The following is a 14,714-nucleotide window of genomic DNA, read 5'->3' as shown; positions in this document are numbered from 1 at the left end:
GGGCAGTCGGCAACCGGGCGATGATTGCAACCTGCGGTGCAGGTTCTATGTGGATAGGGTGAGCGTTCTCAGAATCCCCAACCAGCGCGCCGTGATCGATCGCCGCCGCCTCGCCGAAGCGATTGCCGGGGTCGTGGGGGAAAAGGGCGCGCAAAAAGCCCGCGCCGATGTGCTCGCGCTGGTTCGCCAGGCGCTGGAGGATGGGCGGCGCGAACTGGAACAGCGGCTGGAGGAAAAACCATCCGCCGGGCATGAGATCACCAGCGGCTATGCCTTCCTGATCGACCAGCTGATCCGCGTGCTGCACGATCATGTGATCAGCGATGTCTATCCCGTGGGCAACCGGTCCAGCGGCGAACGGCTGACGCTGATCGCCGTCGGCGGCTATGGCCGGGGCGAGATGGCGCCGCATTCCGATGTCGACATCGCCTTCATCACCCCGGCGCGCAACACCGCCTGGTGCGAACAGGTGATCGAGGCGCTGCTGTATTACCTGTGGGATCTGGGCCTCAAGGTCGGCCAGTCCAGCCGTTCCGTCGATGAAATGGTCCGCATGGCGAAGAGCGATCTGACGATCCGCACCGCCCTGCTGGAAGGGCGTTACCTCTGGGGTGACGAGGCGCTGTTCGATGAAACCAGCCAGCGCTTCTGGGGCGAAGTCGTGGCCGGTTCGGGCGCCAAATTCGTCGCCGAGAAGCTGGAAGAACGCAATGCCCGGCACAAGCGGATGGGCGATAGCCGCTATGTCGTTGAACCCAATGTGAAGGACGGCAAGGGCGGGCTGCGCGATCTGCAGACGCTGTATTGGATCGGCAAATATGTTCACCGGGTGCGCAGCGCGGCTGATCTGGTCGAGGTCGGCCTGCTCACCACCAAGGAATATCGCAGCTTTCGCCGGGCGGAAAACTTCATGCTGGCGGTGCGATGCCATCTGCACACCATCACCAAGCGCGCCGAAGACCGGCTGACTTTCGACCTGCAGCGCGAGGTGGCCACCCGCATGCATTTCGCCGATCGTCCGGGCAAGAGCGCGGTCGAACGCTTCATGCAGTTCTATTTCATGCAGGCGCAGCATGTCGGCCATCTGACCGGCGTATTTCTGGCCCATATCGATGAACAGATGGCCGAACGCCGCCGGCCCACCGGCCTGCTGGCCGCGTTCCGCCGCCGCGCCCGCGACTACAAGGGTTATCGCGTGATGGACGGGCGGCTGCGCGCGCCGACCGATGGCTGGTTCGCGCAAGATCCCGTGCGCCTGATTGAAATCTTCCAGATCGTCGAGGAAGAAGGGCTTGAAATCCACCCGGCCACCATGCGGGTGATCCGACGCGATGCCACGCTGGTGGACAACCAGCTGCGCAAGGATCCGCGCGCCAACGCCCTGTTCCTGAAATTGCTGACCGGGCGGCGGGACGCGGAAACGGCACTGCGCTGGATGAATGAATCCGGAGTTTTCGGCCGTTTCGTGCCGGATTTCGGCAAGGTCAACGCGCAGATGCAGTATGACATGTACCACCATTATACGGTGGACGAACATACGATCCGCGCCATCGGCCTACTGGGCCGGATCGAACGCGGCGAACTGACGCAGGATCACCCGCTCGCCACCGAACTGATCCCCAAGCTGGCCAGCCGCCGGGTGCTCTATGTCGCCACCCTGCTGCATGACATCGCCAAGGGGCGCGGCGGCGATCATTCGGAACTGGGGGCCGATATAGCCCTGACGCTCTGCCCCCGTTTCGGTCTGGACGAAGCGGAAACCCAGCTCGTCAGCTGGCTGGTTCGCTATCATCTGCTGATGAGCGCGACGGCCTTCAAGCGTGATCTGGCTGATCCCAAAACAATCGACGATTTCGTCGCCCAGGTGCAGAATCTGGAACGGATGCGACATCTGATGGTGCTGACTATCGTCGATATCCGCGCCGTCGGGCCGGGAATCTGGAACAGCTGGAAACGCCAGCTGCTCGGCGATCTCTATCTCGCCGCCGAAGAACGCATGCGGCTGGGTGACAATGCCCATGGCCGGCCCCATCGCGTGGCGGCCAAGCGTGCTCGCGTGGCCGAGATGCTCGGCGATCTGAGCCATCTGATCGATGAGCTCGACAGCCGGTTCGACGATGAATTCTGGCTGTCCGAACCCGAAGACGTGATTGCGCTGAACCTGCCGCATTACGCCGCAGCCAAGCAGTTGCAGGACCGGCTGAGCATTCACGCGCATTATTATCCCAAACGCGGCGCCACCCTCGTGACCGTTATCGGCGATGACCATCCGGGCCTGTTCTATCGCATTGCCGGCGCTATCCATCTGGCCGGCGCGAACATCATCGATGCGCGCATCCACACCACCCATGCGGGCAAGGCGGTGGACAATTTCCTGGTGCAGGATCCGGTCGGCCAGCCGTTCCGCGAAGATCAGCAGCTGGAACGACTCAAGATCTCCATCCGCGATGCCATCGCCAACCGCATCGAACTGGTGCCGCAATTGGCCAAGCGTCCGCTTGCCCGCCCCCGCGCGGCCAGCTTCGATGTGCAGCCCGAAGTGTTCGTCGACAATGACGCGTCGCGCAGCTTCACGGTGATAGAGGTCAATGCCCGCGATCGGCCTGCGCTGCTCAACCGGCTGGCGCGTACGCTGTTCGAATGCAGTCTGATGGTCAATTCGGCGCATATCACCCAGTTCGGCGAACGGGTGGTCGACTCTTTTTATGTCACTGATCTCTTGGGTGGAAAGGTGACATCCAAATCACGGCTGGCGCAGGTCAAGGAAGCCCTGCTAAAGGCCGCGAGCGAAACGGCGGAGGCCGAAGCAGCCTGATCAGACGTTGGGCCCGATCAGGCACGGCTCACTCTGGCGGGGGCATTGCACCTGTCATCGACGTCCCGCCCGATCCCGCCACTTGTTAATCTGGCAGACAGCAACCGGCACCAATCGCCACAACAACGCACCGGCGCGTTACATCAGCAGGTAGTATCGAATGTCTTTCCTGAGTTTCCTTCCGCTTCAGACAGCAGATTTGGCCATTGATCTCGGCACGGCGAACACCGTCGTCTATGTAAAGGGTCATGGTATCGCGCTGGCTGAACCTTCGGTCGTGACGCTGGAAAACATCGACGGCATCAAGCGCGTTCGTGCCGTGGGCGACGATGCCAAGCTGATGATGGGCAAGACGCCGGACAAGGTCGAAACCATCCGCCCGCTGCGCCACGGGGTGATCGCCGATCTGGAAATCGCGGAAGAAATGCTCAAGCATTTCATCGCCAAGGCGCGCACCAATGTCGGCCTGCGGATGCGCGGCAGCCCGGAAATCGTGATCTGCGTGCCCGCCGGATCGACCAGCGTGGAACGCCGCGCGATCCGCGATGCAGCATCCAACGCCGGCGCGCGCAAGGTCTTCCTGATCGATGAAGCCATGGCGGCGGCCATCGGCGCCGATCTGCCGGTGATCGAACCGGTTGGATCGATGGTGGTCGATATCGGCGGCGGATCGACCGAGGTCGGCGTGCTCTCGGTCGGCGGCATGGCCGTTACATTGTCGGCCCGGACCGGCGGCGACCAGATGGATGATGCCATCGCCGCTTTCGTGCGCCGCAATCACAATCTCGTCATCGGGGAAGCAACAGCGGAACGGGTGAAGAAGGAAATCGGCGCCGCCACGATCATGCCCGACGCACCGCAGATGGACGCGCGCATTCGCGGCCGCGACGTGGTGCGTGGCGTGCCCACCGAAAAGATCATCACCCAGGGTGAAGTGGTGGAGGCGCTGTCCGAATCGGTCGGCCAGATCGTGGAAACCGTGCGCCGGGCGCTGGAAATCACCGCCCCGGAAATCGCCGCCGACATCATCGAACGCGGCATTGTGCTGACCGGCGGCGGATCGCTGCTGCAGGGGCTGGAACTGGTGTTGGCCGATGAAACAGGCCTGCCAGTGTTCCGTGCCGACGATCCGCTCAACTGCGTGGCGCGCGGCGCTGGCCAGACGCTGGAAGATACCGCCTATCGCGGCGTGCTTCACACCGCCTGATCGTTTGACGCCGTCCCCTGTTCGCAGGGATGGCGTCCGTCCATTAGCCGCGCGCGCCGAACAGCGCGGTGCCGACCCGCACATGGGTGGCGCCCAGCATGATCGCGGTTTCATAATCCCCGCTCATGCCATAACTGCGCCCGGCCAGCCCGTTATCGCTGGCCAGCTTGTCCAGGAAGGCGAAGAACGGCGCCGGTTCGATATCGAGCGGCGGCACGCCCATCAGCCCGATCACCGGAACATCGGCCTGCCGCGCCTGATCCAGCAACGCCGGCAGATCGGCAATCGCACAGCCGCCCTTCTGCTCTTCTTCGCCGATATTCACCTGCACGAAACACGGCACCTGCCGCCCGGCCTTGTCCATCGCGCGGGCCAGCGCCGTCACCAGGCTGGGCCGGTCGAGCGAATGGATGCAATCGAACAGGGCGACTGCGTCATCCGCCTTGTTGGACTGCAACTGCCCCACCAGATGCAGATCGACATCATCCCAGCGTTCGCACAGTTCCGGCCATTTGGCTTCGGCTTCCTGCACGCGATTTTCGCCAAACACGCGCTGCCCCTGCTCCAGCAGGCGGGCAATCGCGTCGATCGGCTGGGTCTTGCTGATCGCCACAAGCGTCACATCGTTCGGACGGCGCCCGGCGATGCTGCAGGCATGAGTGATCCCTTCGCGGACCTGTTCGAGCGAGGAGGCTGCGCTTTTCATGGCAGGCGCCTATAGCGATGCCATGCTCCGGCGCCAGACCCCGTCTCTATCCCTGCCCGATCTGTGGCTGATTTCCGATGCGCGCAATGATGCCGGGCTGGAACGGGCGCTGCGCCGCCTGCCGCGCGGGGCGGGCTTCATCTTTCGCCATTACCATTTGCCCGATGCGCAACGCCGGGCGCGTTTTCAAATGCTTGCGCGGATATGCGCGGCGCGGGGGATTGCCGTGTTTCTGGCTGGAACCCCGCAACAGGCGCGGCGCTGGGGTGCGCATGGCAGCTATGGCCCACCTCTTCCCTCCACCAACCGGCTGGCGACCGCGCATGGTTTGCCGGACATTGCCACCGCCAATCGGACTGGTGCCGCGGCGATCCTGCTGTCCCCGGTATTCCCGACGCGATCGCATCCGGGTGGCAAAACTCTGGGCGTGCTGCGTTTCAGGCTGTTGGCGCGGCGCGCGCAGATGCCGGTGATCGCACTGGGTGGGATGACGCCGGTCAGCGCCCGGCGGCTCCGCGGGCACGGTTGGGCGGCGATCGACGGGCTGGCCTGTCGGGATTCTTGACGGGGCGGCGCCCGGCAGCGATTATGGCGCCCTACGAACTCAGGGGAAAAACACATGGCATCGCGCGCCATCGTCAAGGCGTATCCGGCAGACTGGCGGGCGACTTTCCGCCGGGCGCTGGGTCGTGCCGGGCAGTTGCTGGCATCCGCGCTGCTGTTTGCGGCCATGGTGTTCCTGGCCCTGTCGCTGGTGTCCTACAGCCAGACGGACCCGTCTCCTTCCACCGCTGCCGGCGATCAAGTGTCCAACTGGATGGGCCGCGCGGGCGCCTGGGTGGCTGACAGTGCGCTGGTCGCCTTCGGCATCGTATCCGTGCTGCTGGTGCCGTTACTCTATGCTTTCGCACGCAAATTGTGGCGCCAGGCCGATCATGAGGAGGTGCCGGAGGGAGCCCGCTGGTGGCGCACCGTGGGGTTGCTGCTGCTGGCGATGCTGATGCTGGCCACCTTCATGTCGCTGGCTTTCGACCAGGCGGGCAGCGGCCTGCCGGCATCGCTGGGCGGGCTTTCCGGGCTGCTGGGCGCGCGGGCGATAGAGGGCGTTGCCGGGCTGTTGCCGGAGGCGGCACAGAGCTGGGCGGTGCTGGTGAGCGCCTGCGCCTTGCTGCTGGGCGGGCTGGGTCTGGCAGGCCGGGTGTTCGCGCTCGATTGGGCCCAGTTGCTGACATTGCCGGGCACATTGCGGCGTTCTGCGCGCCGCAATGATGACGAAGATGACGCGCCGGTGCGCGCGCCACGTGCGCGCAAGGAGCGCACGCCACGCGCTGACAACGCATCGGAGGTGATCGAGAGCGAACCGGTGGAGAGCAATCGCCGCACGCCCGAAATTACCGATCCGTCTCGCCCCCCGCGTCCGGCGCAAGCGTCACCGGCCAAGCAGAAGGACATGTTCGCCGATTTCGAACTGCCCGGCATTGACCTGCTGGAAGAAATCCCGGTCGACAATGCGCCCAAGCTGGACAAGCTGGCGCTGGAACGGAACGCCCGCCTGCTCGAAAATGTGCTCGACGATTTCAACGTGAAGGGCGAAATCACCGCCGTCCGCATGGGCCCGGTGGTTACGATGTACGAGTTGGAACCGGCGCCGGGGATCAAGGCCAGCCGGGTAATCGGCCTGGCCGAAGACATTGCCCGCAACATGAGCGCGATCAGCGCCCGCGTGTCGTCCATTCCGGGCAAGACGGTGATGGGCATCGAACTGCCCAATGCGGACCGGCAGATGGTCAGTTTCCGCGAGCTGGTGGCCTGCGCCGCCTTTGCCGACAACAAGGGCGGGCTGCCGATCATCCTGGGCAAGGATATCGCGGGCGAGCCGATCGTGGCCGATCTGGCGGCCATGCCTCACCTGCTGGTCGCCGGTACCACGGGTTCGGGTAAGTCGGTCGGGCTCAATGCCATCCTGCTGTCGCTGCTCTATCGCTTCACCCCCAGCGAATGCCGCCTGATCCTGATCGATCCCAAGGTGCTGGAGCTCAAGAGCTACGACGATATTCCGCATCTCCTGTCCCCCGTGGTGACCGAACCGCAGAAATCGGTTCGGGCGCTGAAATGGGCGGTCGAGGAAATGGAGCGCCGCTATCGCATGATGAGCAGCATCGGCGCGCGCAATCTGACCGGCTTCAACGAACGCGTCAAAGCCGCCAAGGCCAAGGGCAAGCCGCTCGGCCGTCGGGTGCAGACCGGGTTCGATCCGGAAACGGGTGACGAGCTGGCCGTGGAGGAACAGCTCGATTACGAAGTGCTGCCCCAGATCGTGCTGATCGTCGACGAACTGGCCGATCTGATGGTGACCATCGGCAAGGAAATCGAGGTGCTGATCCAGCGGCTGAGCCAGAAGAGCCGCGCCGCCGGCATCCATCTGATCATGGCCACGCAGCGCCCCAGCGTCGATGTGATCACCGGCGTCATCAAGGCCAACCTGCCCACCCGCGTCAGCTTCCACGTGACCAGCCGAATCGACAGCCGCACCATCCTGGGCGAACAGGGCGCTGAACAGCTGCTGGGCAAGGGCGACATGCTCTACAAGCCGTCGAGCGGGGCGCTCAAGCGCGTGCATGGCCCCTTCGTCAGCGACGAGGAGGTGGAGGCCGTGGCCGATCACTGGCGCGGCCAGGGATCGCCGGTTTATATCGATTCGGTCACCGAAGAGCCGGAGGACGGCGGGTATCTGTATGAGGATGATCTGACCGCGTCGGACAATCCCGAAGAACGCAAATATCGCCAGGCGTGCCAGATCGTGTTCGAAGCGCAGAAGGCGTCGGGCAGCTGGCTGCAGCGGCAGATGGGCGTGGGCTACAACACGGCAGCCAAATGGATCGAACGCATGGAAGAGGATGGCCTGGTCGGCCCGTCCAACCATGTCGGCCGGCGCGAGATCTACCGCGATCGCGACGGCAACCCGCTCTGACAGGAAATAAACGAAGCCAGGCGCGGGGCGGATCGGCCAGGATGGCCTGCCGACAGACATTCGCGCGGGGAGGGATGATGCCGATGGTCCGATTTTTCATGGCCGCTGCGGCCGCAATCGCCGCGCTTGCCACCCCGGCGCAGGCGCGCTGGGTCGCCGCCTGGACGGCGGCACCCCATGCCCCGATTGCCAGCGAGGGGCAGTTTGCCGCCGGTTCATGGAACAATGCCACGATCACCCAGGTGCTGCGGGTCAGTGCCGGTGGGGACAGGCTGCGGCTGCGGTTCAGCAACCGCTATGGCCCCGGGCCGCTGGAAATCGGCCAGGCACGGGTCGTGCGGATCGATGACAAGGGGGCCGAAATCGCCGGCTCTGCCCATATGCTCCAGTTTGGCGGCCGGGGCAGCGCGGTGATCCCGCGGGGATCGCCCTTCGTCAGTGACACGGTGAACCTGCCGCTGCCGGCCCTGTCGCGCATCCGGGTGGACATCTATCTGCCCCGATCGACCGGGCCCTGCACCTGCCATCTGACCGGGCTGGACGAACTGGCCGTTTCGCCCCCGGGCAATTTTGTCGGCAAGTCGTTCCAGCCGGTGGCTCGGGCGCAATACCGCGCCTTCCTGACCACGGTTGAGGTCGATTCCGCCACCTCCCCCGGCACAATAGTTGCCTTTGGTGATTCGATCACTGACGGGGTCGGCTCCACCGCCGGAGCCAATCGCCGCTGGCCCGATGTGCTGGCCAACCGGCTGCATGCCGCCGGGCAGAACTGGGCGGTCGCCAATGCCGGGATAAGCGGCAATCGCGTGCTGAGCCCGGGCATGGGGGAAGCGGCGCTGGCCCGTTTCGACGAAGACGTGCTGAGCCTGCCCAATGTCCGCTACATCATCCTGTTCGAAGGGGTGAACGACATCGGCAACCGTTATGGCGCACGCGGCCCCAGCCAACCGCAACTGCCGGGGCTGGATCAGCCGCAGATCGACGTGGAACAGATGATCGCCGGCTATAAGCAGATCATCGCCCGCGCACATGAAAAGGGGATCAAGGTGATCGCATCACCGATCGGACCCTACAAGGGTGCCGGTTACTGGACCGAGGCGGGCGAAGCCGCACGGCAGGCGATCAACCACTGGATCCTGAATTCCGGCGCCTTCGACGGGATTGTCCGGTTCGATACCGCCTTTGCCGATCCGGTTGATCCGCGCGCCATGCGCAATGGCTATCACATGGGGGATTTCCTGCATGGCAGCGACGCCGGGCTCAAGGCGGTGGGCGATTCCATCGATCTGACGCTGTTCAAGACGCAATAATCGCCAGGCAGGGCGGCGGTTGCATTTGCGCCGCCGCCCCCTAAATTGCCCCCTCAAGCAGCAAGGAGCAGCCACCGTGAACATCAGGACGATCGCCAACACGCCCATCGTCCCTGCTGTCATCACGGTATCCCATGTCTGCCCTGCTCACGATCGATTCGCTTTCCGTCACCACGCCTGAAGGCACCCGCTTATTTTCCGACCTGTCGCTGTCGCTCTCCGCCGGGGAGCGAGTGGGTCTGGTTGGCCGCAACGGTTCCGGTAAATCCACCCTGCTGCGGCAGATTGCCGGGCAGGGTCTGCCCGCCGCCGGCAGCATCGCCTGCAGTGGCACAGTCGGCCTGTTGCGGCAGGACTGGCCCGAGGATCTGAGCGCCGCCGACGCGCTGGGCCTGGCTGAACCACTGGCCGTGCTGGACCGCATCACCCAAGGCGCCGGCAGCGCGGCGGATTTCGACGCTGCAGACTGGACGCTGGAAGCGCGCATAGCGGCGACACTCGACCGGCTCGGTCTGGCGGCCGATGGTCTGCTCACCCGCCCGATCGACAGTTTCAGCGGCGGGGAGCGCATGCGCCTGGGCCTGGCCGGGCTGATCATCGCGCAGCCCGATCTGCTGCTGCTGGATGAACCGACCAACAATCTCGATGCTGCCGGGCGGGCCATGGTGCAGGCCGTGCTGGCCGAATGGCCGGGCGCCGTGCTGATCGCCAGCCATGATCGCACGCTGCTGGAAACCATGGACCGCATTGTCGAGATCACCCCGATCGGCACCCATATCGTCAGTGGCGGCTGGTCCGAATTCGCCGCGCTGCGCGATGCCCGTCTTGCCCGCGCGGAGCAGGAACGCGACCGCGCACAGACCGCCCTGCGCGGGGAACAGCGCGACGCCCAGTACCGGCGCGAAGCCAAGGACCGGCGCGACAAGGCCGGACGCGCCTTTGCGGCGAAGAAATCCGAACCCCGCATCCTGCTGGGCCGCATGGCCGAACGGGCGGAAAACAGCGGCGCGCAGGGGGAACGAACATCCACCCGGCTGCTGGAAGAGGCGGAAGCCCGCAGCGATGCCGCGCGCGCCAGGGTGGAGGTGATCGCCCCGCTGACCATGCATCTGCCGTCAGCACAGGTTCCATCGGGTGCCGCCCTGCTGACGCTGGACGATGTAACCATTGCCGCCGGCAAGGGAGCCAGCCAAAATGGGCTGGCTGTGGAGGAGCCCGGCCGCCTGCTGGGCCCCTGGAGCTTCGCCCTGCGCGGGGCAGAGCGGGTGGCGCTGACCGGGCCCAATGGCGCGGGCAAGAGCACGCTGCTGCGGCTGGCGGCGGGCCAGGCGCAAGCCGATGGCGGCAGGCTGCAACGCGCGGAGGGGCGCATTGCCCTGCTGGATCAGCATGTCGGCCTGCTCGACCCGGCACACAGCATCGTCGCCAATTTCCGCCGCCTGCATCCGGATCTGGATGCAGAGGCGGCCCATGCCGCCTGCGCCCGTTTCGCGTTTCGCAATCGCGACGCGCTGCAACTGGTGGGCACATTGTCAGGTGGAGAGCGACTACGCGCCGGGCTCGCCTGCGCCATGGGCGGCGCCCATCCGCCCTGGCTGCTGATGCTGGATGAACCGACCAATCATCTCGATCTGGCAGCCATCGAAGCGCTGGAAGCGGCTCTGGCGGAATATGACGGCGGCCTGCTGATCGTCAGCCATGATCCGGCCTTCCTGGCGGCAATCGGGATCACCAGCGAATGGGCGCTGGCCTGCTGAGCCCGCGCGCGGCATGATCCGGGCTTGATGCGGGGGAACGGCCCGGCCCGGTCTGCCGTTTCCAAAAGGCCGGGAATCGGGCAAACAGGTTTCAAACGATACGACAAAGGGATGATGACCATGCTGATCGGCTGCCCGAAAGAGATCAAGAACCGCGAATATCGTGTCGGCCTGACGCCGGAAAGCGTGCGCGAACTGGTCCGCCACGGGCACCAGCTGTGGGTCGAAACCGGCGCCGGCATGGGTATCGGCGCGCGCGATGATCAATACCTTGCCGCCGGTGCCACAATCGTGGATACGGCGGCCGAGATCTTCCGCGAATGCGAAATGGTGGTGAAGGTCAAGGAACCGCAAGCCGAAGAGCGCGCGCAGCTGCATGCCGGGCAGATTCTCTACACCTATCTCCATCTGGCCCCCGACCCCGAACAGACCGCCGATCTGGTCAACAGCGGGGTAACCGCGATCGCCTATGAAACCGTCACCGGCCCGGGCGGCACGCTGCCGCTGCTCAAACCCATGAGCCAGGTGGCCGGGCGCATGAGCATCCAGGCCGGCGCGACCGCGCTGGAAAAGGTGCATGGCGGGCGTGGCGTGCTGCTGGGCGGTGTGCCGGGGGTGATGCCGGGCAAGGTGCTGGTGATCGGCGGCGGTGTGGTGGGCTTCAACGCCGCGCAGATGGCCACCGGGCTTGGCGCCGATGTCACCATCATGGACCGCAGCCCCGATGTGCTGGAACGCGTCGGCACCCATTTCGAAAGCCGCGCCAAGACGCGTTTTTCCAATCACGCCAATCTGGAAGAGGCGGTCGCCGAAGCCGATCTGGTGATCGGCGCGGTGCTGATCCCCGGTGCGGCGGCGCCCAAGCTGGTGACCGAAGACATGGTGCGATCGATGAAGTCCGGCGCGGTGCTGGTGGATGTCGCGATCGATCAGGGTGGCTGCTTCGAAACCAGCCGCGCCACCACCCATGACGATCCGACCTATGTGGTCGATGGCGTGGTGCATTATTGCGTCGCCAACATGCCGGGCGCCGTGGCGCGCACCAGCACCTATGCGCTGAACAATGTCACCCTGCCCCATGCGCTGCAGATCGCCGGGCTTGGCTGGCGCACGGCGCTGCGCACCGATCCGCATCTGGCCGCCGGGCTGAATGTGCATGACGGCCATGTGGTCTATCCGGCGGTGGCGCATGAGCTGGGCTACAAGCTGCTGCCAGTGGATCAGGCAATCGGTTGAGCGGAGGTGGGTTGGTGGGTGACCGGACACTTCCCCGAACCGGTCAGCTCCTCATCCGCTCGTCCTGAGCCCGTCGAAGGACAGCCACCAACGGTTGCGCCACGGACCTGCTCGCCAATGTCGGCGCGTGGCCTTCGACGGGCTCAGGCTGAGCGGGTGTTGTAAATGGGCGCGTTCTGAATCGCCGCCCACCGCTATTCCGGCAGAAACGGGGCCGCCACCTCGGCCGGGACCCGCATGATCCGGCCGTTGGCGCGATCGATCATCGCCCATTGCGTCTGCGCGCGCACCAGCTCGCGCCCGGAATTGTCGGTGAAGCGGATATGGCGGGTAAAGCGGGCGCCGGTGGGGGGCTCGCGGATTTCGGTTACCCCCTCCACCGTTTCGTCCGGGCCGATATTGCCGCGATAGTCGATCTCGTGCCGGGTCACGACCCAGACATAGGCCTCCACATGCGCCGGATCGGCATCCGCCATCCAGTGCGCAGTGGCGAGATCTTCCATCCACCGCACCCACACCGCATTGTTCACATGGCCGTTGACGTCGATGTCGTCAGGCTGTGCGGTGAAGGAGAGGGAAAAGCGGCTGCTCACTGATCGATGCCGAGCTGCCACAGGATGAAGGCGAATTCCTCCGCCGTTTCCTTCAGGCTTTCGAACCGGCCGGACTTGCCGCCATGGCCCGCGCCCATATTGGTCTTGAGCAGCAGCACATTGTCGTCGGTCTTCAGCTCACGCAGGCGCGCAACCCATTTGGCCGGTTCCCAATAGGTGACGCGCGGATCGTTGAGCCCGGCCGTCACCAGCAGCGGCGGGTAAGCCTGGGCGCTGACATTGTCATAGGGGCTGTAGCTGCGGATCAGGTCGAAGGCGGCCGGATCCTCGATCGGATTGCCCCATTCGGGCCATTCGCCCGGGGTCAGCGGCAGCGAGGCATCCAGCATGGTCGCCAGTACATCGACGAAGGGGACATGGGCCACGACCGCGCCCCACAGATCGGGATCGGAATTGATCACCGCCCCCATCAGTTCGCCGCCAGCGGACCCGCCGGAAATGCTGATCCGCCCCGGAACGGTGTAATTGCGTTCGACCAGCCCGCGCGCGACATCGACGAAATCGTTGAAGGCGTTGGTGCGCCGTTCCAGCTTGCCCGCCTTGTACCAGGCCCGCCCCAGATCGTCGCCGCCACGAATATGCGCGATGGCGTAGGCGAATCCGCGATCGACCAGGCTGAGCCGGGTGGTGGAAAAGCCCGGCGGGATGGAGATGCCATAGGCGCCATAGCCATAGAGATGCAGCGGGCCTTCCCGCTTTCTATCCTTGCGATACATCACACTGACCGGGATCGACGTGCCGTCGCGCGCAATGATCTCCAGCCGTTCGGTGGCGTAGAGATCGCGATCGTAGCCGGAGGGGATTTCCTGCCGCTTGAGCAGCGTCAGCCCGCCGGTGGCCACGTCGTAATCATAGCTGCTGGCCGGGCTGATCATGCTTTCATAGGACACGCGCAGCACCTGCTGATCCCATTCGGGATTGTTGCCCATGCCGGCGGTATAGCTTTCTTCCGGGAAGGTGATCGGCTCTATCCGCGCGGGATCGTCGTAATAGCGGATCTGGATCTGATCGAGCCCGCCCAGCCGGCCGTCGACGACATAGAAATCGCGGAACAGTTCGACACCGGTCAGGTAGAATTCGTCCGACCCGGCGATCAGCGTCGACCATTCGCTCGGTTGCGCCAGCGGCGCGGTGGCCAGGCGGAAGTTTTCATGGTCGTCATTGGTGTGGATGTAGAGCACGCCGTCACGTTCATCGACGTCATATTCCACGCCCTTTTCCCGCGCGCGCACCAGCAGCGGCGTCGCCAGCGGATCGGCGGCGGGAATCAGCCAGGCTTCGGATGTTTCATGGTCGCCCGTGCCGATGACCACCCATTTTTCATTGGCGGAAAGCCCGGCGGACACGCGGAAACCTTCGTCATCTTCATGGAACAGCTCCACGTCCTGATCGATCGGCTGGCCCAGCCAGTGGAGCCGGGCATTGTCCGTGCGCCATTGTTCATTGGCCAGCGAATAGATCAGCCCCTTGTCATCGGCGACCCAGATCAGGCCCGAGAGCGTGCCGGGGATTTCATCGGCCAAATGCTGCCCGGTGGTCAGATCGAGAATGCGCGCGGTGAACCGTTCGGAGCCATTGTCATCCACCGCATAGGCGAGCAGCCGGCCATCGCGGGTGGTCGAAATCGCGCCGAGGCGGAAATAGTCCTTCCCTTCGGCCAGCGCATTTTCGTCCAGCATCAGGAAATCGGCGCTGCCATCATCGGGCGCGCCGACCGGACGGCGCCACCATTTCTTGTATTCGGCGCCCTCTTCGAATTCGATCCAATAGAGGAAATCGCCATCCTTCTGCGGGACGGACTTGTCCGCTTCCTTGATGCGGGCGCGCATTTCGGTGAACAGCGCGTCGATCCGCCCCTGCTGCGGTGCCATGGCGCTTTCGAACCAGGCGTTTTCCGCCTCCAGATGGGTCAGGATTTCGGGGTTAGACACATCCGGATAGCCGGCATCGCGCAGCCAGGCGTAATCATCGGTGACGGTGATGTTGTGATGGGTGACGCTGGACGCCTGCTTCTTCGCCACAGGTGCGGAAAGAGGGGCGGATGCGGCAGGCTGAGCCTTGATGGTGGTATCGTCCATCCCCCGCATCTATGGTGGCG

General features: G+C 64.8%; 10 protein-coding genes. 7 read left to right on the top strand and 3 right to left on the bottom strand.

Annotated features, from left to right (window positions below):
- Positions 1–58 precede the first annotated feature (58 nt).
- Positions 59–2,815, top strand: coding sequence for a [protein-PII] uridylyltransferase (locus GRI97_RS01570; protein WP_161389389.1), 2,757 nt, complete (start codon positions 59–61; stop codon positions 2,813–2,815).
- Between the two features lie 160 nt (positions 2,816–2,975).
- Positions 2,976–4,022: a rod shape-determining protein gene (locus GRI97_RS01565; RefSeq protein ID WP_161389388.1), complete on the top strand. Its 1,047-nt coding sequence runs from the start codon at positions 2,976–2,978 to the stop codon at positions 4,020–4,022.
- Between the two features lie 43 nt (positions 4,023–4,065).
- On the opposite strand, the gene GRI97_RS01560 is transcribed toward GRI97_RS01565, so the two are convergent.
- Positions 4,066–4,728, bottom strand: coding sequence for a YggS family pyridoxal phosphate-dependent enzyme (locus tag GRI97_RS01560; RefSeq protein ID WP_161389387.1), 663 nt, complete (start codon positions 4,726–4,728; stop codon positions 4,066–4,068).
- Between GRI97_RS01560 and GRI97_RS01555 the strand changes: the two genes are divergently transcribed.
- From GRI97_RS01555 to ald, 5 genes are all read left to right on the top strand, one after another.
- Positions 4,727–5,293 carry a thiamine phosphate synthase gene (locus tag GRI97_RS01555; protein WP_161389386.1) on the top strand — a complete coding sequence of 189 codons (567 nt, stop codon included), beginning with the start codon at positions 4,727–4,729 and terminating at the stop codon, positions 5,291–5,293. The genes GRI97_RS01560 and GRI97_RS01555 overlap by 2 nt on opposite strands.
- Before the next feature lie 54 nt (positions 5,294–5,347).
- Entirely contained in the window at positions 5,348–7,699 is a 2,352-nt protein-coding gene (locus GRI97_RS01550; RefSeq protein WP_161389385.1) for an FtsK/SpoIIIE family DNA translocase, read from the top strand.
- 83 nt (positions 7,700–7,782) lie between these two features.
- Complete coding sequence (locus GRI97_RS01545) at positions 7,783–9,009, top strand: SGNH/GDSL hydrolase family protein (RefSeq protein ID WP_161389384.1); 1,227 nt, start codon at positions 7,783–7,785, stop codon at positions 9,007–9,009.
- A 134-nt stretch (positions 9,010–9,143) separates the two neighbouring features.
- Positions 9,144–10,766, top strand: coding sequence for an ABC-F family ATP-binding cassette domain-containing protein (locus tag GRI97_RS01540; RefSeq protein WP_161389383.1), 1,623 nt, complete (start codon positions 9,144–9,146; stop codon positions 10,764–10,766).
- 120 nt (positions 10,767–10,886) lie between these two features.
- Positions 10,887–12,002 carry an alanine dehydrogenase gene (gene ald / locus GRI97_RS01535; RefSeq protein WP_161389382.1) on the top strand — a complete coding sequence of 372 codons (1,116 nt, stop codon included), beginning with the start codon at positions 10,887–10,889 and terminating at the stop codon, positions 12,000–12,002.
- Positions 12,003–12,196: 194 nt separating this feature from the next.
- Here the strand turns inward: ald and GRI97_RS01530 are convergent, their stop codons facing one another.
- Both GRI97_RS01530 and GRI97_RS01525 read right to left on the bottom strand, forming a co-directional pair.
- Positions 12,197–12,595 carry an acyl-CoA thioesterase gene (locus GRI97_RS01530; RefSeq protein ID WP_161389381.1) on the bottom strand — a complete coding sequence of 133 codons (399 nt, stop codon included), beginning with the start codon at positions 12,593–12,595 and terminating at the stop codon, positions 12,197–12,199.
- The gene (locus GRI97_RS01525) at positions 12,592–14,703 is read right to left on the bottom strand and encodes a S9 family peptidase (protein WP_161389380.1); all 2,112 of its coding nucleotides are present in this window, start codon (positions 14,701–14,703) and stop codon (positions 12,592–12,594) included. The genes GRI97_RS01530 and GRI97_RS01525 overlap by 4 nt, the downstream gene beginning before the upstream one ends.
- Positions 14,704–14,714 lie beyond the last annotated feature (11 nt).

This window comes from Croceibacterium xixiisoli, assembly GCF_009827305.1.
Classification (GTDB): domain Bacteria; phylum Pseudomonadota; class Alphaproteobacteria; order Sphingomonadales; family Sphingomonadaceae; genus Croceibacterium_C; species Croceibacterium_C xixiisoli.
Note: the sequence above shows the minus strand (reverse complement) of the source record. Positions and strands in the feature narration are given on the sequence as shown.